Source organism: Leptothoe sp. LEGE 181152 (genome assembly GCF_032906605.1).
Classification (GTDB): Bacteria; Cyanobacteriota; Cyanobacteriia; order Phormidesmidales; family Phormidesmidaceae; genus Leptothoe; species Leptothoe turfae.
In genome coordinates this window covers 244,997-269,586 of the sequence record NZ_JASATU010000062.1, presented here as the reverse complement: position 1 = coordinate 269,586, position 24,590 = coordinate 244,997, and the positions used below count along the sequence as shown (strand labels likewise).

The window sequence follows — 24,590 nt, the reverse complement described above, 5'->3', positions numbered from 1 at the left end:
TATGTTTGTCGTATCTGGCTGTAACAAATCCTGATGTCCTCCTAGTCCTATCTCGCTAAGACCGTATGCTAAAACCTCGACTTCGTCGTGCCTCAAGACGGCTACTGCTGTACCGAGAACAACGTTACCCCAATATTGAGCGGATTGGGGTAACCCATTCCCATTGGGGAGACCTCTATCACATCTTACTGACCATTTCCTGGCCGGCTTTTATCATGCTGGTCAGCGGTTGCTATCTACTGGTGAATAGTCTGTTTGCCATGGCCTATGGTCTGGATGCGAATGCGATCGCAAACATTCGAGATGGTCACTTTCAGGACTTATTTTTCTTCAGCGTTCAGACCATGGCCTCCATCGGCTACGGTGCCATGTACCCCACCAGTACATACACCCACTGGCTAGTGGTGATCGAGGCAATTTTTGGTGTGTTTTTCATCGCGGTCACTACGGGGCTGGTATTTGCCCGCTTCTCCCTGCCCACCGCTCGAATTCTATATAGTCGTGTCGCAGTGGTAGCCCCCTTTAATGGCGTCCCCACATTGATGTTTCGCACTGCCAATGAGCGCCGTAACTACATACTAGAGGCGCAGCTGTGGGTTACCCTCGTTCGGGATGAAACCACTGAAGAAGGTGAGTACATTCGCCGCTTCCACGATCTCCCCCTGGTCCGTTCCCATACACCCGTATTTAGCCTCTCCTGGACCGCCATGCACCGCCTGACCAGCGATAGCCCATTCTATGGTGAAACCCCAGAAACATTACGCCAAAACCGAGCTGAGATTATTGTTACCCTCACCGGTTTAGATGAAACTTTATCCCAGACAATCCACGCACGCCACTCTTTCAGTGCATACGACATCTACTGGAATCATAAGTTCGTAGATATTATTTCAACCAATGATAAAGGTCGCTCTGTCGTGGACTACAATCATTTTCACTCGATTGAGCCCGTGGAACAACATAGTACAGCCCATCGAAATCCTCAAGAGCAACTCACCAGCTGGACATCCCATTAAACCAATAGGTGCCCCTGATACCTGAAGATTTGCCCCCTCACAGTAAAGGGCCAGAGGACATCATTGTTGTTGATGCCCTCTGGCCTTAATACTCTGATTTTTAACCTGGGACCCCCTTATGGTTCCATTACAACGCTTTTGCCTAAACCAGCAGGGTGAAAAGCTTCACCATCAGCTTTGTACGATTGATAGGCTTACTGATATAAAAGGAAGCACCACACAGTTTGGCGCGAATACGGCCAATAAGGTTGGCTTTCCTAGCCATCAGAATAATCGGTACATCCTTATACTGGGGATGCCGACGCAGGTGAGAGCATAGGTCAAATCCGTCCAAACCTTCCATCGCGGTGGTCAGCATAATCAAATCAGGCTGACACTTTGCCAGGTCTGCTACGGCTGTAGCCACGTCATCCACTGATGTAATGGAAAAGACCGTGTCTTCTAGAAACTCTCTCAGCTCCCGCAAGGATTGGCTATCAGAATCAATACAAACGAGCTGATACGAAGGAGATCCACCCCCTGCAACCATTTGAGCAGGATTAAACGTATCAGGGCTCAGTACCTGTAAAGAGGACCCAAATGTGCTGGAAGACGACGCCTGATTGAGCAGGGTATCAATATCACTCTTTGGCTGAACCAGTTGATCAATAACGTTTCCTGGCTCAGGCATAACGACCTCCTGTTGTTTAACAGGAGGTGGCGTATTCCGCTTGGATGAAAAGGTTTCTGCCTCTTGATGACATTGCTCAACCAATGTACGAATATCTAGCGTACAAAAAGCTGGGTAATCAACAATATTGCTAAAGTTATTAACCTCATAGCTGCCTCGGCTAACCCTTAGTAGCGATGTGACTGTAGTCACTGCCAAAGCACGAATAAACTGCCCTGCTTGGTCAAAAGTGATGTGCTCTTGCTCTACGAGCCAACGAATAGCTCGATAGTCAGCAGTCAAATCATTGCCCTGGTGCGTATATTGCCGATGGTAGAGCTGCAGCTGGGCTAGAACCAAATCGGAAATTGCGTCAGGAAACAGCTGGCGTCCTTCAAATCTCAGTGCATCGAATCCATTCTGAGAACTCGTTGCAAACAGGAGCTTACCCCGCTGTAGCCATAGAGACCAACGAACATCATTGGAAACCACCAAGAGTTCGCCACTCACTTGACGCCCGACAAGCTGAGCTAGCAACGTGAGCGGATGTAATGTTTTTTGTGTAATAGTGCCTGCTAAAACCATGGGAAGAGTTCCGGTCAAAGAACGGTATTCGAAGGGGTAAAAATCAGATAGAGCAGCGATGGATGATGACTTAAGGACTAGTGGAAACAGATTCGATACAGTCGTGACAATATCGAAATTGCAGTCTCTTCCTGGTGTCGTTATCCAAGCAATTAAAAAGAAATTAATTGCCTTGCACTCTCTTGATATAAATAAAGATGAGAAGTAATTAACAACTAAGTAGATACACCTATATTGAAATTAAGCTCAAGCTGATCCAGGCACAGAATCTGTATTTTCCTAGAGTTTCTTTCAAATTGAACTTAACGACAATCGAAGAACACAAGCTTGAACGATTCATTTCACGGTTATGTTGACTAATTTCAATCAACTGTTTTAGAAATGCAAGTATTTTCGTAGGAACTGGTCGAAAGTTTATATGTTTTGCCTTAGCAGTTTATATAAATCAAATTTTAAAATTTGATGTTTCAATTGATGCACCTTCCGGATATGTACGTAAATCGTATTTTTAATGATGCCATGCTTAGATCACATCCAATGTAAGACTTAGTTTTTAGAAGGCTCAGGCATTTGAACGGTTCCTTAAAATTACAGTAAACCTCATATACAGACTTCCAAACATACGTAGGTAGATGGCTCTTTTCTAACAGAATACCCAGCCACCAACCAGGTCTTTTCAGTCCATATTTATACGCACTTTTGCTGATAAAAGTGCATTTCTAGCAAGGTGTCATGGACATATTCCTTCAACAGCCATGAAAGTGTCCGCCGAACTGTCTCACAAACATCGGTATATTTGACCAAGGAGAACAACTCCGCAGAGAATCTTAGTAGACCTTGACACCTCTAGCCTGCTCCATCAAACATTGATGGGTACTCTTTTCTACCTCCTTGGGTTGCGGCTGACGCTGCACATAGGTCCCGTCTGACTGCATCTCCCAAGCCTGACGATTGTCGGCAAGACAAATATCCAAAATATTGCTCAGCTCTCGGCGTAAATGCGGGGCTAGAATCGGTGTCACAGCTTCAACTCGGCGATCTAAGTTGCGGGGCATCCAATCGGCACTACCAATGTAAAACTGCTCATTGCCATCATTCTGAAAGTAAAAAATACGAGAGTGCTCTAAAAATCGTCCAATAATACTAATGACTCGAATATTTTCGCTCACAGCTTTGACACCAGGCGTTAAACAACAGACACCCCGCACAATCAGGTCGATACTTACCCCCGTTTGAGATGCCTGGTAGAGAGCCTGGATAATACCGGGGTCTACAAGAGAATTCATCTTGGCAATGATGCGCCCCTTATCACCATGGGCAGTTTCCTGATGAATTAATGCCAGCATGCGCTCTCGCAAAGTAATGGGTGCAATCAGCAGCTGACGATACGCTTTTTGTCGCGAGTATCCCGTCAGGTAGTTAAAGAGATCGGTTAAGTCTGCACCCAGATCTTCACTACAGCTCAGCAGGCCCAGATCTGTGTACATCCGGGCGGTCTTAGGGTTGTAATTGCCAGTGCCGATATGAACATAACGACGGATGCCATCGTGTTCTTTACGCACAACAAGGGCAACTTTAGTGTGGGTTTTCAGACCTAAGAGCCCATAAACCACATGTACTCCCGCTTTTTCTAGGGTACGAGCCCAGTTAATGTTGTTTTCTTCATCAAAACGAGCTTTTAGCTCTACTAAGGCAACAACTTGTTTCCCATTTTCAGCTGCTGAAATCAGCGCATTGATTATGGGAGAATCTCCGGATGTGCGATAAAGCGTCATTTTAATCGTTAGCACATCCGGATCAGTTGCCGCCTGAGTAATAAATTGCTGAACGGTGGCCGCAAATGAAGTATAGGGATGATGAACTAGACGATCGCGACGGCGAATAATTGAAAATACATCATCGCCTTCACCGTCGGTCTCATCATGGTTGATGCGGTGCCATGGCAAAGGAATCACAGCATTCCAGTCAGGATCTTTCAACTCTGGCAGAGGTAATCCAATTAATTTCATCAAATCACCTAGACCAATAAGACCTTCGACGTCATAAATATCGTCCTCGGTCAAATCCATCTCTGAAAGCAAGGTGGCACGTACCTCAGGAGACGTATTTACCTGGAGTTCTATACGTACTAAGGAACCTCCCAGACGACGCTTACGCAGTTCTTGCTCCAGCGCCAACATTAAATCATCAGCATCATCCTCTTCCACGAACAAATCGGCATTACGGGTAATGCGAAACGTGTAATAGTCTTCGATTACCATGCCAGGGAAAAGGAACGCGAGGTTTTGGCCAATCACTTGTTCTAGGGGTATAGCAGCCCAGAGTGCGCCCTTCGGTTGTTGTGACTTAGGCAGTTGGATAAATCTTGGTAAAACCCTAGGTACTTTGATCCGGGCAAAGTGAGTTTCTTCAGAATCTGCCTCCCGCACCACAACCGCTAGATTGAGACTCAGATTAGAAATATAGGGAAAGGGATGGCCCGGATCTACGGCCAGTGGTGTCAATACCGGAAATATCTGATCTTCGAAATAGGCTTGTAGGTAAGCCACTTGCTTGCTGCTGAGATCGTCATAGTCCAGCAGATAGATGCCGTGTTCATGGAGCTGAGTTCTGACTTGCAAAAAGCAATCTTGTTGCCGAGCAAATGTTGGCCTGAGCTTACTGCCAATGGCTTGCAGATGTTCCATAGGGGTACGACCATCAGCAGTACGACGACTGACCTGGGCTTCAATTTGTTTTTTGATCCCCGCCACGCGCACCATAAAAAATTCGTCTAGATTATTGCTAAAAATCGCTAAGAACTTTAGCCGCTCTAGCATGGGTGTACGTGGATCTAGCGCTTCGTGGAGCACTCGTTCATTGAACGAGAGCCAGCTTAATTCTCGACTGATGTAATAGTTAGGCGAGGTTAAGTCAATATCAGAGGATACTGCTTTAGCTTGGCCATTAACATCATCATCTTTCGACCTCTTAGGTGCCGTTTTCTCAGCGCTTTTATCCAACATTTTTGTAGATATCCCTAGTCTATTTCTGACTTGTTCTAGAAAACATCACGCTCACGACCGACCCACCACTCGCCCAATTTCATGAGGTCGTCATGGATATCTGCCACCTGCTTAGCATAGTCATCCGCCGATAGCTCATGACGACGTTCTTGAAGCTTTTTGAGCCGTAATTGTATAAGCAGCCAAGGTTTACTCATACCGTCAGTTGCTTCAATATATTTTGCTAACTCATGGCTGTTCATAGGATTGTTGCCCTCGCAAATAGTAAGGTAAGGTCACTGACAGAGGTATATTTTTTTCACACCATCTTTACCTTACTGAAAAATCCAGACTCGTTATGGTGAACCGTCCTAATGAGTAAACCCGCAGAAGGGGAAGCACTTTAGCTTCTCTCTGCGGGTTTTTAATTAAGTTAGCATCCTATCAAGTATTTTGGATGCTTGTATCCCTGAGCAGATTAACGCTTCAGGGTATTTACCCAATCACGCAGGTTTTCAGCAGCCACATCACGTCCACCCAAACCAAAGGCGATCGCAATTGCCACAGCCACAGCCCCCAACAATAAACCAAAGGCCAGATTAACGATGCTAGTGGCCAAACCAATGTGCTGTAGAGCCATCGAGCCAACTAAAGCAATAATGGCAATCCGAGCAGTCTGGGCCAGGGTATTCGACGAAGACATGCCCATACCGCTAACCAAACGGAAGGCTAAGTTCGCCGCATATAGGCCAACGGCAAAGATAAGAACACCGGTTAGCACTCGGGCTGAGACGGCCAGAATATTGCTAACAATTTCAGTTAGAACGGGAAAACCAAGAATTTCAGTAGCAGTCACTGCACCGAGTAGAACAATGCCCACTAGAGCAATTATCCCAACAATCTCAGAAGGGGTTTTTTGAGGTGGCTCTACGGCAGGCATGGGCTCACCTTCAGCCAAGGTAGACACTTCAGGTTCAGTCTCAGTGAGTTCAGGGAAACCAAGCAGGCTAGTAACATTGTCAAAGCCGATACCCGATAGTAAACCCACCACTAAATCGGACACAAATTGACCAATGAAGTAGAAGACCACCAATACTACACCAGCAGCAAGTACCTGAGGAATGATAAAGAGCACTCGCTCCAACATCTCCACGGCAGGCCCAGAAATTGCCTCAATGTTAAGCTCATTTAGGGCTGCGATCGCAGCTGGGATCAAGATCAAGGTGTAAACCAAAACACCCGCCAGGCTAGAAATAGACGTGCCATCATCAGGGCGAGAGGCCAGACCAAAACGAGCGCCAAAGTTATCAGCTCCCGTTGCCATCAGCAGATTGGTGACGATTCCTTTAACAATATTGGCAACCAACCAACCAATGCCAAAGACAATACCGGCGGTAATGATCTGAGGAATGGCCGATAGGAAATTGCTGAGCAGCTCTTCAACAGGACCTAATAAACCGGGCAGCTGTAGAGCACTCAGTACCAGCGGCAAAGATAGGAGGAAAATAAACCAGTAAACGACATTCCCTAGGGTGTCATTTACCTGGAAAGAATTGCCTTCAGAATCAACGCCCGTCTGTTCAGACAACCGCTCATCCAGGTTAAAGCGACCAAGACCGTTAACAACAGCGGACTTAACTACCTTAGCAATCACCCAAGTAACAAATAGGATGACAGCTGCACCTGCAAGACGAGGCACATACTCAAAGACAGTTTGCAATAAACCGCTAATGGGCTGTGAAACCGAATCCAATTTGAGCGCATTCAAAATGGCGATCAAGAAGAAAAGCATCACCACCCAGAACACGACGCTACCGACCGTGCTCTCGACAGAGACATCATTCCCTAACCCAGCCTTACTAGCTAGCTGATTGTCGAGATTTGTTTTACTGAGCAAAAACTTAACAAATGCTTTCGCAATTGTGGCAACCACCAGGCCCACAATTAAAAGCAAGAATGCACCGAACAAACCAGGCAAAAACGTACCCAGCTGATTACTAATGCTACTCGTAAATTCAGTAATCGAATTTGTCTGAGCAAGATTGAATGTAGGGTTCAAACTTAACCAGTCAAACCCAACCACCCCGTGGAGTTGAGTCATTGTTCTCTATTGCCTACTGAACATCTACATGTGCCGAACATGGCGCTAACCTATGGGCAAAAAAAATCATGTTTGCCCATAGGTTAGCGCCTAATATCAATTTTTTTTCCCGGAAGCTACATTAATAGCAGACTTTGTAATAAATCCCCTGTATTTCTAGGTACAACCGCCCATAATTCATGATTTCCTGGGGTTGTCAAGCAACAATTAGCCGATTTTAGGCATTTTTTGCTACTTCACGTATGCAGAAGACTACTCAGTCCATGGGCTATTCCGGGCATTGCTGATCCCCAGACACTGACTCCTCAGACTATTCATCACCAGATGCGTCATCACCAGATGCGTCATCGCCATTAGCATCTTCTAATTCATCGTTAACAGCCGCATCAGCTACAGACTCATCTCCAGGCTCGGGGGACTCATCCGTTTGAACCTCCGCTGTGATCACAGCCTCTGGGACGTCATCTTCTGCGATCACAGCCTCTGTGACATCATCCGCAATCTCTAGCTCAGGCACAACAGCTACCGCCGCGATCGCATCATCGCCATCCAAACGCTGCAGTTGCACGCCCGTTGCCATTCTTGACTGGATTGAAATGGCATCAATTGCCTGACGAATGATGATGCCGCGTTGGGTAACTAACATGAGCTCATCCTTGGAGTTTACAATTCGAAGGGCGACTAGCTCATCATTTTCCTTGCGGAATTTCATACCCACCAAGCCCATACCAGCCCGATTTTGCAGGCGGAAATTATCCACAGGCACCCGTTTACCCAAGCCACCAGCCGCAATAATCAATACCCAGGGACCACAATCTCCTTCGGCCACAGTCGCCTCATCATTCTCATCCGCATCCGCATCAGACGCTGCCACCTGAGCGGTAACCGCCGCAGGCAAGATATCCATGCTAATCAGCCGATCACCATTCCGCAGAGACATTGACTTCACACCACGGGTGGGGCGTCCCAAGGGTCTAAGCTGATCGTTGTCAGCCCTAAAGTGAATTGTCATCCCCTGCTGAGAACCAATAATAATGCTGTCTTCAGCGCGGGCTAAGCGGACCCATCGCAGCTGGTCGCCCTCTTCTAGAGAAATAGCAATCAGACCATTGGCCCGAATATTGCCAAAGGCAGATAGGGCCGTCTTTTTGATAAAGCCCCCCTGGGTGAGCATAACCAGGTACACATCTTCGGCAAACTCTTGCACACCCAGCACTGACGTCACTTTCTCTTCCCGAGGAATGGGCAACATTTGCACAATTGGGTTACCCCGTGCTACTCGAGACCCCTCCGGAATCTGATAAGCCCGCAGCGTATAGGCCACACCCCGATCGGTAAAGAACAGCATATGGTCGTGGGTGCAACAGGTAATGAAGTGTTCAATGGCATCATTGTCCTTCATCCGGGTACCTGACTTACCACGAGTCGCTCGATTCTGCGCCTCAAATGTAGACACAGGCATACGCTTGATGTAGCCTTGCTCGGTCACCAGAATGACAACCTGCTCATTGGCAATTAACGAAATATCCGTCAGCTCGTCTTCAGCTGCTTCAATTACAGTGCGCCGTTCATTGGCATGGCTATTACGCAGCTGCTGTAATTCTTCCTCAATAATGGCCAGAATGCGTTCACGACGAGCCAAAATATCACGCAAATCGGCGATTTTCTCCTGGAGAGCTTCATGCTCCTGTTGAATTTTGTCAGCTTCCAATGCGGTCAAACGACGCAGTTGCATCTGCAAGATGGCATCGGCCTGGGCAGACGATAGCTCATAGGATTCCATTAGTTCCTGTTTCGCAGTGCCCACATCGGCGGCATGGCGAATCAGCGCAATCACCGCATCCAGATTATCCAGGGCAATCAGATATCCCTGTAAAATATGGTCTCTCTCTTCAGCCTTACGTAGCTCATACCGAGTCCGTCGGGTAATTGTCTCTACTCGAAACTCTAAAAAGACCTCTAAAAATTGTCGCAGTGTTAACAACTGAGGCTCACCATTGACCAAGGCCAACATGTTGACGCCAAAGTTGTTCTGTAACGGCGTTTGCTTATAGAGATTGTTGAGCACCACCTTAGGATAGGCGTCTCGCTTGAGTTCGATGACGATACGCATGCCGTCGCGATCGCTCTCATCACGGATATCGGAAATGCCGTCTAATCGACGATCGTTAACGAGTTCAGCAATCTTCTCAATCAGACCAGCCTTGTTAGTTTGATAGGGCAGTTCCGTAACAATAATGGCTTCCCGATCAGGACGACCTGGGTATTCAATGGTCTCAATGGTGGCCACAGCACGCATGGTGACAGAACCACGACCTGTCAAATAAGCATCGCGAATGCCATTGCTGCCAATAATCTGAGCCCCTGTGGGGAAATCGGGTCCAGGGATATGATTCAGCATCAGTTCCTGACTAGTGATTTCAGGATTTTGAATCAGGGCAATCACGCCATCGACCAGCTCACCAAGATTATGGGGAGGAATATTAGTCGCCATCCCCACGGCAATTCCAGAAGACCCGTTTAGCAATAACTGAGGTATCCGTGCAGGCATGACGGTGGGTTCTTGCTGAGAACCGTCAAAATTATCTGCAAAGTCAACAGTCTCGGATTCGATATCTTGTAGCAGTGCATTACTGGTCAGCGCATGCAACCTTGACTCGGTATATCGCATGGCCGCTGGCGGATCATTGTCGATGGAACCAAAATTTCCATGGCCATCAATCAACGGGGCCCGCATGGAAAAGTCTTGAGCCATCCGCACCAGGGCATCGTACACAGCGGTGTCACCGTGGGGATGGTATTTACCTAAAACTTCACCAACAACACGAGCACATTTTCGGAAAGGTCTATCCGCAGTTAAGCCCAATTCGTGCATAGCGTAGAGAATGCGACGATGTACGGGCTTTAGACCATCCCTAGCGTCCGGCAAGGCCCGCCCTACAATGACGCTCATGGCGTATTCTAAGTAGGACCGGGACATCTCGTTGCGCAGATCAGTGGATACAATCCGCTCTTGGGGATTACTCATACGGAAAAGAGACTCCAAAAATGCCGGAAAAACAATACCTAACTTGATAAATTCTTAGCAGGTTTTTTAAGGTCCCAAATTTAGGGATATTTAGGAAAGTTTTCCTGGGAAATTTTCACTAAGAATGCATAAAATTTTAGCACATTACTGGCATTCTTGATGGTCACCGTAACCCAATAAAAAAGGGGGTTTGAGGTGGATCCTATGTCACTGTCTAGCCCCACGAATTATCCATGGGGATGTTCCGATAAAAGGAGTTCTCGAAAAAAGTAATTTGCAATGGCCTTTAAAGACTCTGGAGAGAAAATTAGTGATACCCACCACTGCCCCCTTTCGCATCATCTATTCCGACCGTTTTTTGGACCACGATACAGGACCGGGCCATCCTGAAAATGCCGGCCGATTAACGGCGGTGGTCACAGCCTTGAAAGCCCATGCCATGGGCAACCAGTTGGAGTGGGTAGAACCCTGCGATCGCAACCCCCTAGACTGGATTAATGCTGTCCATGATCCGGCCTATGTCCTGACCCTGCAACGCATTGCTGAACGGGGTGGCGGGCGATTGGATGCCGATACTCCGGTGTCAACCGCCAGCTACCAAACCGCCCTACTGGCGGTATCTGCTTGGTTAGACGGGGTGGACTATGTTACGGACAACCATGGTACCTCTGGGTTTGTCCTCGCCCGTCCCCCGGGTCACCATGCTGAATATGGTCAGGGTATGGGGTTTTGTCTGCTCAGCAATGTTGCGATCGCGGCCCGCTACGCCCTAGAAAAACCTGGCATTGAGCGAGTTGCCATTCTTGACTGGGATGTGCACCATGGCAATGGCACCCAGCAGCTAATCAGCAATCAACGTCAGATCGTTTACTGCTCCTTACATCAAATGCCCGCCTACCCCGGCACTGGTCAAGCAGGGGAAACAGGGATGCACAGCAATGTGCTCAACATTCCCATGGCCTCAGGTAGTACCGTCGAGGATTATAAACACCGGTTTGAACAGCAAGTGGTCCCATTTTTGCAACAGTTTCAGCCAGATTTATTACTCGTCAGTGCGGGATACGATGCCAACGCCTCTGATCCCCTGGCAGGCATCGATTTAATGCCCGCAGACTATGGCTTTTTGGCAGCAGCCTGTCACAAAGTAGCCCCCCGAGTCCTATTTGGACTGGAGGGGGGCTACGATTATCAGGCCCTGAGCCAATCAGTGATTGCCACCATTGAAGCAGTCCTATAGACGAGAAATCTCAGGGCCAGCTAAACGCCCTAGAAGAGCATGCTTCAACGAAAACGTGAGGAGAGAGACAGGGGTTTGCCTGCCTTCTCCTCTTATCCAGCTAGGCAGTTACCTGGGTAGCTTCCATAGCCTCTAAATAGCCAATGACAATGCTTACATTGTCTGGATCGGCCCAAAGAATGAGGCGCGGCATATAGGAACTACTCAGATATTCATGCTTAGGTAACACCCTTAGAGAGAAGCCCTGAAGACCACTTTGGGTGTACGCAACATTGAGGTTATACAAGCTGCTGCCATCGGCATCTTGACCGCGATAAACCATCTCTGTTGCTTGGCCACCTTGCAACTCACCATCAATGTCGATCCCCCCTTGGTAAAACTCCACCGAAACATCCGAGGCCTTCAATTGCCCCAAATAAACGCGAGCATTTACCTGTAGCGGTTCATTCACCTGCAAACCAACATCATGGGATAGATAGATTTCGGCGATAGAAATCTGTTGCCAGTGCTGGTACAAGTCTGACTGCCACTGGGCTAGAGCCTTAGCTGGAGCATAGCTCTCGGCGACCAACTGCCGCCCTCGATCCGACGCTGCAAAATATCCTTGGTTGGCATAGTCCTGTAGCATGCGGGCCGTATTGAAGGTCGGGGTATTCAACCGGATAGCATTCTTCATCTTCGCCACCCACCCACGGGGAATGCCATGGCTATTCCGATCGTAGAAGAGAGGGACAACGGCGGTCTCTAACAGCTCATAGAGGTCATTGGCCTCCACTTCATCCTGATAGTCTTGATCATCGTAGTCTTCACCAGAACCGATGGGCCAGCCTGTGCGTACATAATCCGCCTCATCCCACCATCCATCTAACACACTCAGGTTGGGAAGACCATTCATTGCCGCTTTCATCCCACTGGTTCCCGATGCTTCCCGAGGACGACGGGGGTTATTCAACCAGACATCACAGCCTGATACCATCCAGCGGGCGACGTGAATGTCATAGTTAGGAACAAACACAATGGAGCGATCTAAGCCTTCATCACGGGTAAAGTGAATAATGTTGCGAATCAGCTCTTTGCCTGGAATATCCTTAGGGTGAGCTTTACCGGCAATCACAAACTGCACCCGCCGCCCCAAGGTGTTAGAAACAATCTTCCGCAGACGTTCAACATCTCTCAAAAAGAGTGTGGCGCGCTTGTAGGTGGCAAATCGGCGAGCAAAACCAATGGTAAGAGTACCCGGGTCTAACACTTCTTGGGCCCGTTCCATTTCTAAATGAGAACCGCCTCGCTCCTTCACCGCTTTGTGTAGCCGGTCTCTAACAGACACAACCAGGTGAGAACGACAACTTTCGTGGTTGCGCCAGATCTCTTCATCGGGAATGGCAGCCACTTTGTCCCATAACGGATCATCCACACCGACGCTATCCCAGTTCGGTCCTAAGTAACGGTCGTAAAGCTCCTGGGTAGATTTAGCCACACAGCTGCGGGCATGGACGCCATTGGTGATGGACGTAATCGGCACTTCATCCACTGGCAGACTGGGCCATAGACCACCAAACATCTTACGGGATACAGCACCGTGGAGCTTGCTCACACCGTTGACAAATGAGGCCATCTTAATGGCCAACACCGCCATACTGAACGGAGCATCATGATCGACGTCATCCTCTCGTCCCAGCCCCAAGAAATGCTCATGGGACAGACCAAAGCGCGCGGCATAATGACCTAAGTAATGGAATATTTTTTCTGGGGGGAAGAGGTCAATACCTGCCGGGACAGGGGTGTGGGTAGTAAATAGCTGAGTTGCCTGGGCCATCTGCTGCGCTTCACTAAAGCTGAGTTCCTGGGCATCCATCAGCATACGAATGCGCTCTAAAGCCAAAAAGGCTGAGTGACCTTCATTGAGGTGATAGGCCGATGGCTTTAACCCCAAGGCCTGGAGCATACGGACACCGCCAATACCCAGCATCATCTCCTGCTGGATTCGCATATCAATGTCGCCACCGTACAAGCGATCGCAAATGTCCTGATCGTGGGGGGCATTCGGCTCAATGTTGGTATCCAACAGATACAGAGGCACACGCCCTACGGTCACCCGCCAGATACGTGCATAGACTTTACGCCCCGGATAATCTACAGAAATGCGCAATTCATTCCCCTCACTGTCCCGCTCCAGAGCCAGGGGCATATTGTAAAAATCGTTGATAGGATAGCGTTCCTGCTGCCAGCCATCAGCATTGAGATACTGGGCAAAGTAGCCTTCTTGATAGAGCAAACCAACGCCAACTAAGGGCAGCCCTAAATCGCTAGCCGTCTTTAAGTGATCACCCGCTAGAACGCCCAAACCTCCCGAATACACCGGCAGACACGTCGTCAAACCAAACTCCATAGAGAAGTAGGCGTAACACTCGTTATCCACAGGATTTGCCCGATTTACGTCGTACCATGACTGGGCATTCAAATAGTGCTCTAAACGCTCTACAGCGTGGTTCATCTGGGCAATAAATCCACCATCCTCAGCAACGGCATGGAGCCGATCCTGACTAATGGTGCTGAGCATTAAGATGGGGTTGTAGCGACTAGATGCCCAAAGGTCGGGATCCAGACGTTTAAACAGGTCAATCGTCCCCACATCCCAATCCCAATGGATATTTTCAGCAAGCTGACGCAAAGGAGCTAACGAAGCGGGTAGTGTGGGTGTAACGTTAAAGGTACGAATCGGGCGCATAGATTTTTGATGCGAATGCTTCAAGTCCACGAACATTCTGGCCCTGAAATTTAGTTTGGCACCAAACCCTTAACACTGTTTTCGCTCCCCAGCTTGGCTTGTCTGCGGACAAACCAACCAGAATCAAGGCATCGCCCGAAAGCTAAAATTTTTCTTCATTTCAACAAGACCCGTATATTTTGATTGCGTTCAATTGCCTTTTATTGCATTTTATGTTTAGACGCAACATTAATGATAGAAATCGATCATGGCCAACGCAACCACTCATATTGCAATCGATTTGCAATCGATATCGACACCAATTCTATAAGCTTATTACACGCTTCAAGGAGCCGTTAGTTCCCTTGTGCCCTCCATACAACAGAACACCACCTTAGTCATCGACATTGGTGGTGGCAGCACCAAAATTGTTTATGGAGCCAACAATACCATTGAGTATCAACAAACTTTCCCGACAGGTACAGTTGTTGCCAAAGAAAAGTTTCAGCTGACGAAAAAGATTTCTACATCAGAAGTAGTAGCCCTACAAAAGAAAGTAAAACACTTGATAACAAAAGGCTTCTAATACTAAGAACCAATAACCAAGAACTAAAATCACTTACTCGCACCTTTCAGTCGGCAGCCGACGCCTCCTCGATCTTGGAGACTTGTTTGGGCGACTTCTTGAGGGCTAAAGAACACTTTTTCTACAATCTGCCAGTCTCTTACCATCAACATTTCAAACAACATCTCTTGCTCGTTGGGTCCACCATTGGTAATGTAGTAACAACAGCCATCCGCCCCCTCCACAAACTCTCCATTGAAGAAGTTATAGAGCATGGCCTTCTCTAGATTCTCTCGTCGTACCTCCATCCCTGCTTCTAATAGGTCTTGGGCTGCATCTTCTTCTAAACTGCATTGCAGTTTCAGCTTCGCTGCCATGGTTTTTGTTGTCATACAAGGCACCATTTCTGCCATCTCAATGGCGTCTTTAAGCGCTTGGCTGTTGTCATTGACAATGACAACTCCCTTACCAATAAACAGCATGCCCATATCTAAGTGGAATTGTCCGGGCTGCTCCACACAGACCAGCTGATCAATACTGGCTAGTCCAAAATCCTCACAGATCACATGGCGCACCTCATGATCATTGAGCTGATAGAGATGGGCTGTGGTTGCGATCGCATCTTTGCCAACCAAAATCACGGGTTTGCCAGTGGCATCCTCCCCCGTAATCATATTTCCCCCTTCTATATAGGCTCGAATGTGACCGACAGTTTGTCCCCTTACCTGGGCAACCAGCTCTCGTTCCACCGCCATTTTGAATTCATTCACCCTGATTCCCAAGGGAATCCACAAGTGGTCATCCTGTAGCACTTCCTCCAAAATATCTGGGGTCAGTTTTCCTTGCCACCGTTGTCGTCGCCCTGCGGTCATCGCCTTTGCCAGAAGATCATCATCAAACTGTCTCAGCACGGCCACACAACCATTTGCCAGATATTCCACACTATCCTCAGCCCACTTTGATACAGGCTTTAGGTTTTCGGTAATTGTATAGTTAAGCGCCTTATAGCAATCTTTTGCGAATTCCTGCTGAATCTCTTCTCGACAGCCACCGTCCGTCAAGATTTCCAGGTATACCCCCAGCTCATTGGCTATTTTCGCAAAGAATCTCAAATATTCTCTTTCAGTTTCGGCAGATACCTCGGTTTGGCCTCGCGTAAAGTTCATATGCAAAACCGTTGTCCGACCACCTGGCGTTTTCTTTTGGGGTAAGGCACCCCCAGTATCCACACTCGGCAGCTCTATCCTGTGATCCCATAGCGTCTCTATGTTTCTGTTCTGCACATTCATGCTGCTAGCCTCACAAAAGCTGATTGAAGGAATACCCAATCAGACCACCCAATACATTATGAAACGTCTTGCAAACAGATGTGAAGCGCCAGCGCTGGGAGTTGCCATTGAGTTGTAACAATTCCTCAAAGTTTACAGACCCTAATCTTAATAAAATGGTAACAATACACACTGTTTAAAATGGGCTGGATTTCTGCCTTTGTTGAGCAAAACGGCTCACAGACCCGGTTCAACTTATACAGCTATAAAAATTGGAGACGGTGAATGGTCAGCACATTTGCAAATCCTGTTGTTAATTCTGCCATTAGTTTGGGCACCCAAGCCTTTGATGAAACAGATCCCGTTCAACTATGGCCCAATGACTCTTTAGAAACCGTCGAGGTCGTTATTCGTGCTGTTTACCGGCAGGTTTTGGGCAATACCCATGTGATGGAGAGTGAGCGGGCCACCGTGGCAGACGCAGAATCACAATTACGAAGTCATGCTATCACCGTCCGAGAATTTATTCGCCAGATTGCTAAATCAGAACTGTATCGGTCTCGGTTTTTTGAGCCTTGTTCTCGCAATCGTTTTATTGAACTTAACTTTAAACATTTATTAGGGCGAGCACCCAATAGTTATAGCGATATTGCTGACCATAGTTATCTCTTAGAGGCACAAGGATTTGAAGCAGACATTGACTCCTACCTAGATAGCGATGAGTACCAACAAACCTTTGGTGAAAGCATAGTGCCCTACTATCGGGGGCACAAATCCCCGACAGGCCAGCAGGTATCCGGATTTCCCAATCTACTAAAACTACTGCGCGGCGCGGCTAGCCATGACAACAACTTAGCCCACAATCAACAGTCCCGGTTAAATCAGGCCCTCATGGCAAATCAAATTGGTAAGATCGCCCCTGTCACTCGTCCCACCACACTCTGGAAATCTCCAGCCACCCAGGAGTTAGAGGCACGTTATGCGGCCTATGCTGCTGCACAGATCTCACCCGATAGACCTGCCATCGAGTTAGGGACTCAAGCCTTTGATGAAACAGCCCCAGTTGAACTACGCCCCAACGATTCATTGGCAGCCGTTGAGGTGGTGATTCAGGCAGTCTACCGACAGGTTTTGGGCAATGCCCATGTGATGGAAAGTGAGCGGGCTGCCGTTGCGGATGCAGAAGCACAGCTACAAAGTCAAACCATCACCGTGCGCGAGTTTATTCGCAGAGTCGCCAAATCAGATCTATATCGGTCTCGCTTTTTTGAACCCTGCTCCCGCAGTCGGTTCATTGAATTGAACTTTAAGCACCTGTTAGGCCGTGCTCCCAATAACTACAGTGATATTGCTGACCATAGCCAGATCCTAGATTCAGCAGGGTATGAAACCGAAATCGACGCTTACCTCGGTAGCGATGAATATCTCCAGGTGTTTGGGGAAAACACAGTGCCTTATTATCGAGGACACCAGTCTCCTATCGGACAAAAAGTAGCCGGATTTGCGAACCTACTAAAATTACTGCGGGGCAGAGCGAGCAATGATAGCAACCCGGCTTATTATCTCTCCCAAGCACGGCTAATCCAGGCCACCATGACCAATAAGATTGGCGAAATCGAAGCGGTTAATAGTCCCGCTAATCGCCAGCTGACTGTGATAGAACCCGAGAGACGTCTAACTGAGCAAGAAAAAATTGCCCAGCAAACATTCCAGGGTTACGCACCTTTCCGTCAAACATCACCAATAGAACTATTGCCGGGTGCATCAACAGAGGAAAGTGAAGTGGTTATCCGGGCCATCTATCGTCAGGTGATGGGCAATGCTCACATTATGGAGAGTGAGCGTTTAGTGGTCCCTGAATCTCAGCTCAAAAATGGTAATTTGAGCGTTCGCGAATTTGTTCGTCAAGTTGCTAAGTCTGAACTTTATCAGTCTCGGTTTACAAACTGCTATCGCTATCGGGCCATGGAGCTGCACTTCAAACATCTCTTAGGTCGTGCCCCCCAAAACTTTGCCGAAATGAAGGCCCACAGTGCCATTCTAGATACCGAAGGCTATGAAGCCGACATCGATAGTTATATCAACAGCGATGAATATCAAAATGCCTTTGGCGAGAACATTGTGCCCTACTATCGCGGCTATAACAGTGCGCCAGGCCAGACCATGGTGGAATTCACCAATATGTTGCACCTGCTCAAGGGAGCCTCTGGCAGTGATAAGGATCTAACGGATAATCGCCCCCGCGTAACTAACGCGATGTTGCCCTATCAACCGATCAAAGTGAGCAAGCCCCGCGATGCTCAAGAGATTCTGGCAGAAATCTTTAACTTCACGCCAGCTGCAACACCGGTTATCCCAGAGCCCAAGGAAAGCGAACAAGATATACTCATCGCCAAGCTTCAACAACAGCTGGCCGACTTACGTTCTACCGCAAGCGTTGGGGAATCTGTTCTGCGCAAAGGAGCACAACCAAAAGCAGTCCTTAGTGGGGGTATTTCTTCAAAACAAGCTGACGAAAAAGCTGCCCTGATCGAACGCTTGCGGGGTGAACTAATGGAAGCTCAAGCCTTGGCTGCTGTCGGTGCGTCTCGCCTGAATAAATGGCAACAGCGCAACTTTCGTTAAAAGTTAGGTGATGCTATGACAGCCTTTGGATAGGGAGTTTTGGATAGCAAGTGTAGTTTGGGGAGCAGGTAGTGAGGGCAGACTCCACTCACCATTTACTACTGATCACTTACTACTCTGTCCAAAGCTGTCAGCTTGATCCAACTCCCCTATGCGTATGCTCTACAGTCGTACTAAAGTAGTGAAGGAATAAAAAGTGAACTGCACTGGTTCTGTCTTAACACACTATGGTTGACAACACCCTAGACGCCCAAACTGAAGCTGAGCTTGCTCTAGCCCAGGCCCATGTGGATAATATTATTCGCAAGGTGACTGAGCAGATTGATACCCTCACGTTTGACCCCAACGATGGTGAATTACTGACAGAGCTAGTGGAAGGGTTTGCCGATAAGCGTGGCATGGTACGACTACGCATTGCGGAAACCCTGGGACAAATTGGGGAACCCGCCACACCTTTCCTGACAAAGGCTCTATCTAGTCATGAAAATCCCGTAGTGCGTCGGGCCTGTGCGAAAAGTTTGACATTGATTGGTGATCCAACGGCAATTCCCATATTAATTAACGCCATTCTCCACGATGAAGATACTGTTGTTAAAGGTTCTTCGGTGGGAGCCTTGGCCCGTACAGGAGAAGCTGCTGCTCCAGAACTTATTAAGATCTTAGAATCATCTGATACTACTGAAAGTATGAAGGGTCATGCGGCCTGGGCGTTAGCCTTTATTGGGGCTGAAGCTAAGGATCTTCTGTATCAGGCGTTGGAAACAGATAACGTAGAGGTCAGGGCGGCAGTGGTGGCTGCGATCGCAAAAGTCACCCAAGAAGACCCCAATGCAAACAACTTTGCTATCCTGATCAATGCCCTCAACGACGAAGCAGAAACCGTTCGCAGTGAAGCGGCAGCAGTACTTGGAAATCTTGCCCATAAACCCGCAATACCTACGTTACTACAGCTTTTAGAGCATCCAGTATGGGGAACTCGAAAATCCGCTATTCTATCCTTGATGAAAATTGGCGATGCTAGTGTTCTTGAAACGTTGAAAGCCTCCAAAGAAAAAGATTCTGAAGCTAGCAGTGGAGCCATTTATACCCTTGCCATTGGACAACTGGAAAAACAACAGCAGGGTGCTAACGATTGGGATTAGTTAATCTTTTCCAGAGAGCAATTGATGCATTGTTGCTCTAACATCCAGTTCATAGACATAGTCTTGTAAGTGTTGTATGCAATGCTGACAAGGTTGGCACAGAGTCGTTTAAAATCAAGGCATCAATCATCAGTAAAAATACTGAGTTCTACCATGAGTAACTGGCGTCAAGAGGTTGAAGACCTCTTACAACAAAAACAACTCAACAATGTTGGTTTTCATCATACCTATCAAGTTAACCAACTCATTCAAAAAGCCAAACGTGCCCGTAGGTTGAGGAATTTACTCATTACCCCATTTTTTAGATGGAAAAAAGTCCTAGCAGATACACAGTTTGTTCTTGACACTCTGGAAGCCAATTAACCAGAGGCCTTTTAACCGCAATTGAAGCTCTCCAATATGATTCTTAAAAAGAAAAATTCTCACACAATAAAACGTCTGACTGTCTTTCCCAGTAAGGCTTGACAGTCAGACGTTAACTATGGCTTTGCTAGTGATTAGCATTGCCCCAGAGGATATTCCCCTGGAGCGACGCTAAAAATCTAGGACATAGAGTTGATCAAGTAGCTGAGCAGACCGTTGTACTCAACAAGAGCCTGAGCAGACATGTCACGAGGAGCACAACCACGAGAACGCAGAGCACTAAGACCAGCAACATAGGTATCAGTACCGATACCTAGAGCACCGTAAACTTCACGAGCACCAGAGATAGCCCACTCATCAATGGGGCCAGTACCACCAACGATTAAAGAGTAGTTAACAAGACGTAGGTAGTGAACGATGTCACGCTTGCACTTCTCTTTCTGAGTACCAGCATCCATGTCACGGCCCTGGCCGCTAGGATACTTCTTGTAGATAGCGTCAACAGCTTCTTGAGCAACTGCATCATAGTTGCCAGCTAGCTTCTCAGCAGCTTCCATACGAGCAGCAGCACGCTGAAGGCTACCTTGTACGGACTCAAGGTCGGAGCTACTGGGGAAACGAGCGCCCTGATCAGCAGCAGCAACAACCGTAGTTACAACGGATTTCATAGCTAATGTTATCTCCTATTATTTGATTTGGCGTTGCTGATCCCCTACAAAGGCCAAATATTAGTCACAGATGAATGACAAATTGGTCAGACAGGTTGATTGCTCAAATCAGCAACGACTTTGAACAAATTCAATTCAGAAAATGCGCACCAAGTCTCAGTGGACTGGCAAGAACGCATCTAACTAGCTGATAGCAGCACCTACAGCATCGAAGTAGCCAGCAACTTCAGCAGTTAGAGCAGCACAGTCGCCCTTAGTAGCGCCCATTGTACGGAACTTGCTACCAGCTTGAGCTTCAGTGTTAGTGTCGTTAACGTGGGCAACGGCACAAGCCTTCATGATTGCTACAGCGCGGGTAGTGTTACCAATGGGTACACCCAGTGCGGAGTAAGTCTCCTTGAGGCCGTTCAAGCAACGGTCGTTAAGTACGGAAGCATCACCAGTCAATACAGCGTAAGTGATGTAACGTAGAACGATTTCACCATCGCGTAGGCAAGCAGCCATCTTACGGTTGGTGTAAACACCACCACCAGGAGCGGTTAGACCAGGACTCTCACAAACAATACCGGCAACAGCATCAGTCACGATGCAGCTAGCGTTAGACGCAATAGCGTTAACAGCATCGAGACGCTTGTTACCTTCTGCGACAAACGACTTAAGAGCGTCGAGGTCACCACCGCCAACAAACTTACCACCTGCATCCGCAGAGGCTACAGCTCTTGAAAAAGCGTCAAGCATTAGACTCTCCTTACTTTATTAATTAAGGACTGATTACTATGTGATTGATCACACCCTGACGTCATCAAGGGCGACCAACCAAGAATTAAAGTACAGGAAGCAATGTACTTAGCACCCTGTTTATGAAAAACAAAGTTACAAAGCTTCATCTTTCAAAGAAGAAAATTGAGCCCTTTGATTACCGACTAAAAGTGCAAAGTAGAGTATGGACGAAGATGATTGAGCCTTATAGCCAAGTGCACTTTTAGCGTTTTCTCCACAACATAAAAACCAGTATTTCCTGCTGATTTGCCTACGCAAAAAAGCATCACATGTTACATGACTTTACGAGTTACACAGACAGACAGCTAAACCATCTCAGATCTAGAAACTCCATACCCAGCAAGGTTTCTAGACAAAGGGTTAATATCTTAAACCTCTCCAAATTGGCCATTTCTGAGAACTTTGCAACACAGCGCAATGAAATAAGTAAATATACTTATCGCTTTTCTTGATTACTTCGCAGAGTTTCCTAGAATGGCCATAGCTTAGGTAAATCAATGCTAAAGCCTTAGGCTATTTAATAAAATCAATACTCACAAACAAACATGCAAACACTGGCAACTGATAATCAATTCATCCCTGCAGCTCAAAACGGTTACTATTCTCTCGCAAATGTTGAGTCGGGTCAGGCTAAAGCATTATCTGCCATGGATAAGCGAGATTGTTTGCAGGCCGTATATCGTGCCATCTTTAAAGACAATCGTAATATTGATTTTCACCACAATGAAGCCCTTGATTCTGCCTATCTCAACAATGAGATCACCACACAGGATTTGGTGCGTGAGCTAATTTGCTCCGACATGTTCATTAACTTTATTTTGGCTACCAATAGCAACTATCGATTTGTGCAGCTTTGCTTTGAGCGGGTACTGGGTCGTCCTGCGATTCAATCAGAGGTCTTTAAGTGGAGTTCTCTCTTAGCCTCTGAAGGCATTATCTCTTTTGCTGAAAAGCTAACAACCTGTGATGAGTATGTAGCTGCCTTTGGTTTTCACCAAGTTCCTCATCGCCGTTCCATCAAGCTATTCTCCAGCGACCAAAATATGCCTGCCCTCCCTAAGGAGCTGAGCATTAAACGCTATCAAGGAGAAGGCAATGAGAATCAATATAAGTTTATCGGTTCGATTAACCCGCTCTGGGAAGGCAATATGCCCCCAGCCATCATTCGCAAGATTGGTGCTGTAGTCACAGTGGCAGGTGCTATCGAAGTAGGTCGTGTGGTGCTGACTGTTGCACTACAGGCTATTACTGGCGGTCATATGTAGGCTTTGGCAAAGTATTTTGGAACCTGGCGAAGTTTCCGGAGGCCCCCAGAATTTGGGAAACCCCCAGTATGCCTAACTGAGAAAACGTAGTTATTTCTGGAAAGGGGGGCCTCCGAGAGGATTGTCTCAAAGCCAATATTTTCAAGAATCAAAGCTATCAACAGTCTCTTGTAATCCTCTACACCTCATCCCTTTAAACTCGACAGCTTAGCCTGCACCAATGGATGCTCTGACTGCAACAACTCGCTCTGGTTAAGACCATCTAAATGATTCAAAGCAATGAGAATGGCGTATTGCAGTTCCCAGGTAGCTGTATCCCACGCCAACTGCAGCTCATCAATGGCATAAGGGTTACCTAATCTACCAAGGGCGATCGCACCCGCTACCCGCGCTTTCTTAAACTGAGCTTCTGGGTTGTGCAGTGCCTTGACCAAAAGCTTGTAGGCAGGCTCATAGTCCAGCCAACCAAATAAACGCATAACATGGTAATAGCCGCCATAATCATGGTGGGCTTTATCCTCGTAGGCTGTCATCAGGGCCTCAGGAGCTTTTTGAGGATACACATCCAATAATGTTTTGGTAGCTAAATAACAGCGGCCAAAGTCTGTCTCATACAGTTCATTAACGGCAAACTCAAGGGTGGGTGTTTGGTCATATTCATGAACCAGTTCTATGGTGTCGGGATGATCGGCTATGACTTGGTCTAGATAAGGTTCGACATCCTTAGTAAAGGTGATGGCTTGATCGTCTATGCCTACCAGGGCCAAGGATTGAATTGCCCGCAAACGGAACACCATGGAAATAGGGGACTGGGCAATTTTAGGAATGGCCGAGTAGTAATGGGTATCGATCAGGTCCTGTAGACAGCTGCGACGTACGTTGACATTGGCATCTTGCAGCATGTCGACAACGCGAGCCATAGCCGAGATATCGTCGCCAAAACGATATAGTGTTGCGATCGCAGCACTTGCCACCATTAGATTATCCGCTTGCATCCAAGGTCGAATCCGATCAGCCGCCGCTTTATAGCCAAGTTTACCCAGCGTCTGAATAACGACTCGATAATTTTGCCCAGGCCGAGTGAGAACATTTGTTATCTCTTCTAGAATCGCCTCGTCCAGCGAGATATGCCGCTCATCTTTTCCACTAGCAATCTCACCAATGGCCCACACTGCGTTCTCCACGGTGTAGCAGTCGTCATCCCCTAAACAAGAACGAATGGATGGCAGTGCCTGGGCAGCGCGCAAATGCCCTAACGTCTCTACCGACTTGCGGCGCACAATCCGATTATCAAGATCATCGCCTGGCTGATGAATAGCCTGGATCAAGGCTTGTATCGTACGTTCCGATGGGTGCTCCACCAATCGAGAGGCCGCAATATATCGATCTGACGGCTCCTCAAGCTGATCAGATGGCGTATGTAAAAGCGCAATAGCTTGCTCTTCGGTGAGATGAAAAATACTAAACGACGTTTTTTTCATGACTAGCGGTTCTTAGGTCCCCAGGTTGTAACTAACACGACACAAAACATTGAACATTTGTTAACTTCTTCCTCATATACAAGATCTCCCCTTTCATTTTCACCTACTGTCCAAAGTACCTACCCA

16 protein-coding genes and 1 pseudogene are annotated in these 24,590 nt (G+C 47.5%); 7 read left to right on the top strand and 10 right to left on the bottom strand.

Translation table 11 applies throughout. The annotated features are described in order from the left end of the window. The first annotated feature begins 65 nt into the window (after positions 1–65). Positions 66–1,016 (top strand): ion channel, encoded by a 951-nt coding sequence (locus tag QGP82_RS28690; RefSeq protein ID WP_250565074.1) that lies wholly within the window; start codon positions 66–68, stop codon positions 1,014–1,016. A gap of 142 nt (positions 1,017–1,158) precedes the next feature. Here QGP82_RS28690 and QGP82_RS28685 read toward each other — a convergent pair whose 3' ends face one another. From QGP82_RS28685 to gyrA, 5 genes are all read right to left on the bottom strand, one after another. After that, positions 1,159–2,250 (bottom strand): response regulator, encoded by a 1,092-nt coding sequence (locus QGP82_RS28685; RefSeq protein ID WP_163667279.1) that lies wholly within the window; start codon positions 2,248–2,250, stop codon positions 1,159–1,161. Between the two features lie 827 nt (positions 2,251–3,077). Continuing rightward, positions 3,078–5,255: a polyphosphate kinase 1 gene (gene ppk1 / locus QGP82_RS28680; RefSeq protein WP_163700989.1), complete on the bottom strand. Its 2,178-nt coding sequence runs from the start codon at positions 5,253–5,255 to the stop codon at positions 3,078–3,080. A 35-nt stretch (positions 5,256–5,290) separates the two neighbouring features. Continuing rightward, positions 5,291–5,497: a hypothetical protein gene (locus tag QGP82_RS28675; RefSeq protein ID WP_163667274.1), complete on the bottom strand. Its 207-nt coding sequence runs from the start codon at positions 5,495–5,497 to the stop codon at positions 5,291–5,293. A 215-nt stretch (positions 5,498–5,712) separates the two neighbouring features. After that, positions 5,713–7,335, bottom strand: a complete 1,623-nt coding sequence (locus QGP82_RS28670; RefSeq protein ID WP_499061725.1) for a mechanosensitive ion channel — start codon at positions 7,333–7,335, stop codon at positions 5,713–5,715. Positions 7,336–7,645: 310 nt separating this feature from the next. Further along, complete coding sequence (gene gyrA / locus QGP82_RS28665; protein WP_499061724.1) at positions 7,646–10,363, bottom strand: DNA topoisomerase (ATP-hydrolyzing) subunit A; 2,718 nt, start codon at positions 10,361–10,363, stop codon at positions 7,646–7,648. A 310-nt stretch (positions 10,364–10,673) separates the two neighbouring features. Between gyrA and QGP82_RS28660 the strand changes: the two genes are divergently transcribed. Continuing rightward, positions 10,674–11,600 carry a histone deacetylase family protein gene (locus QGP82_RS28660; protein WP_499061723.1) on the top strand — a complete coding sequence of 309 codons (927 nt, stop codon included), beginning with the start codon at positions 10,674–10,676 and terminating at the stop codon, positions 11,598–11,600. A 100-nt stretch (positions 11,601–11,700) separates the two neighbouring features. Here QGP82_RS28660 and glgP read toward each other — a convergent pair whose 3' ends face one another. Then, positions 11,701–14,328 (bottom strand): alpha-glucan family phosphorylase, encoded by a 2,628-nt coding sequence (gene glgP, locus QGP82_RS28655; RefSeq protein WP_499061722.1) that lies wholly within the window; start codon positions 14,326–14,328, stop codon positions 11,701–11,703. Between the two features lie 322 nt (positions 14,329–14,650). On the opposite strand from glgP, the pseudogene QGP82_RS28650 reads away from it, so the two are divergent. Further along, a pseudogene (locus tag QGP82_RS28650) lies at positions 14,651–14,893 on the top strand (Ppx/GppA phosphatase family protein); the annotation flags it as partial. Between the two features lie 29 nt (positions 14,894–14,922). Here the strand turns inward: QGP82_RS28650 and QGP82_RS28645 are convergent. Then, the gene (locus QGP82_RS28645; protein ID WP_499061721.1) at positions 14,923–16,161 is read right to left on the bottom strand and encodes a hypothetical protein; all 1,239 of its coding nucleotides are present in this window, start codon (positions 16,159–16,161) and stop codon (positions 14,923–14,925) included. Between the two features lie 264 nt (positions 16,162–16,425). Between QGP82_RS28645 and QGP82_RS28640 the strand changes: the two genes are divergently transcribed. The 3 genes from QGP82_RS28640 to QGP82_RS28630 all read left to right on the top strand — a co-directional run bounded on the left by QGP82_RS28640 (position 16,426) and on the right by QGP82_RS28630 (position 20,270). Continuing rightward, a complete protein-coding gene (locus tag QGP82_RS28640; protein ID WP_499061720.1) occupies positions 16,426–18,765 on the top strand; it encodes a phycobilisome rod-core linker polypeptide in 2,340 nt (779 codons plus the stop codon). 227 nt (positions 18,766–18,992) lie between these two features. Further along, positions 18,993–19,907 (top strand): HEAT repeat domain-containing protein, encoded by a 915-nt coding sequence (locus tag QGP82_RS28635; RefSeq protein WP_163667252.1) that lies wholly within the window; start codon positions 18,993–18,995, stop codon positions 19,905–19,907. 153 nt (positions 19,908–20,060) lie between these two features. Further along, the gene (locus QGP82_RS28630; RefSeq protein WP_163667249.1) at positions 20,061–20,270 is read left to right on the top strand and encodes a hypothetical protein; all 210 of its coding nucleotides are present in this window, start codon (positions 20,061–20,063) and stop codon (positions 20,268–20,270) included. 179 nt (positions 20,271–20,449) lie between these two features. Here QGP82_RS28630 and cpeA read toward each other — a convergent pair whose 3' ends face one another. Continuing rightward, on the bottom strand, positions 20,450–20,938 hold the full coding sequence (gene cpeA / locus QGP82_RS28625) for a C-phycoerythrin subunit alpha (protein ID WP_163667246.1): 489 nt from the start codon (positions 20,936–20,938) through the stop codon (positions 20,450–20,452). 183 nt (positions 20,939–21,121) lie between these two features. Then, positions 21,122–21,676 (bottom strand): phycoerythrin subunit beta, encoded by a 555-nt coding sequence (gene cpeB, locus QGP82_RS28620; RefSeq protein WP_163667244.1) that lies wholly within the window; start codon positions 21,674–21,676, stop codon positions 21,122–21,124. A 587-nt stretch (positions 21,677–22,263) separates the two neighbouring features. On the opposite strand from cpeB, the gene QGP82_RS28615 reads away from it, so the two are divergent. Next, on the top strand, positions 22,264–22,983 hold the full coding sequence (locus QGP82_RS28615) for a phycobilisome rod-core linker polypeptide (RefSeq protein ID WP_163667241.1): 720 nt from the start codon (positions 22,264–22,266) through the stop codon (positions 22,981–22,983). Between the two features lie 185 nt (positions 22,984–23,168). On the opposite strand, the gene QGP82_RS28610 is transcribed toward QGP82_RS28615, so the two are convergent. Beyond that, the gene (locus QGP82_RS28610) at positions 23,169–24,464 is read right to left on the bottom strand and encodes a HEAT repeat domain-containing protein (RefSeq protein WP_499061719.1); all 1,296 of its coding nucleotides are present in this window, start codon (positions 24,462–24,464) and stop codon (positions 23,169–23,171) included. Between the last annotated feature and the right edge of the window lie 126 nt (positions 24,465–24,590).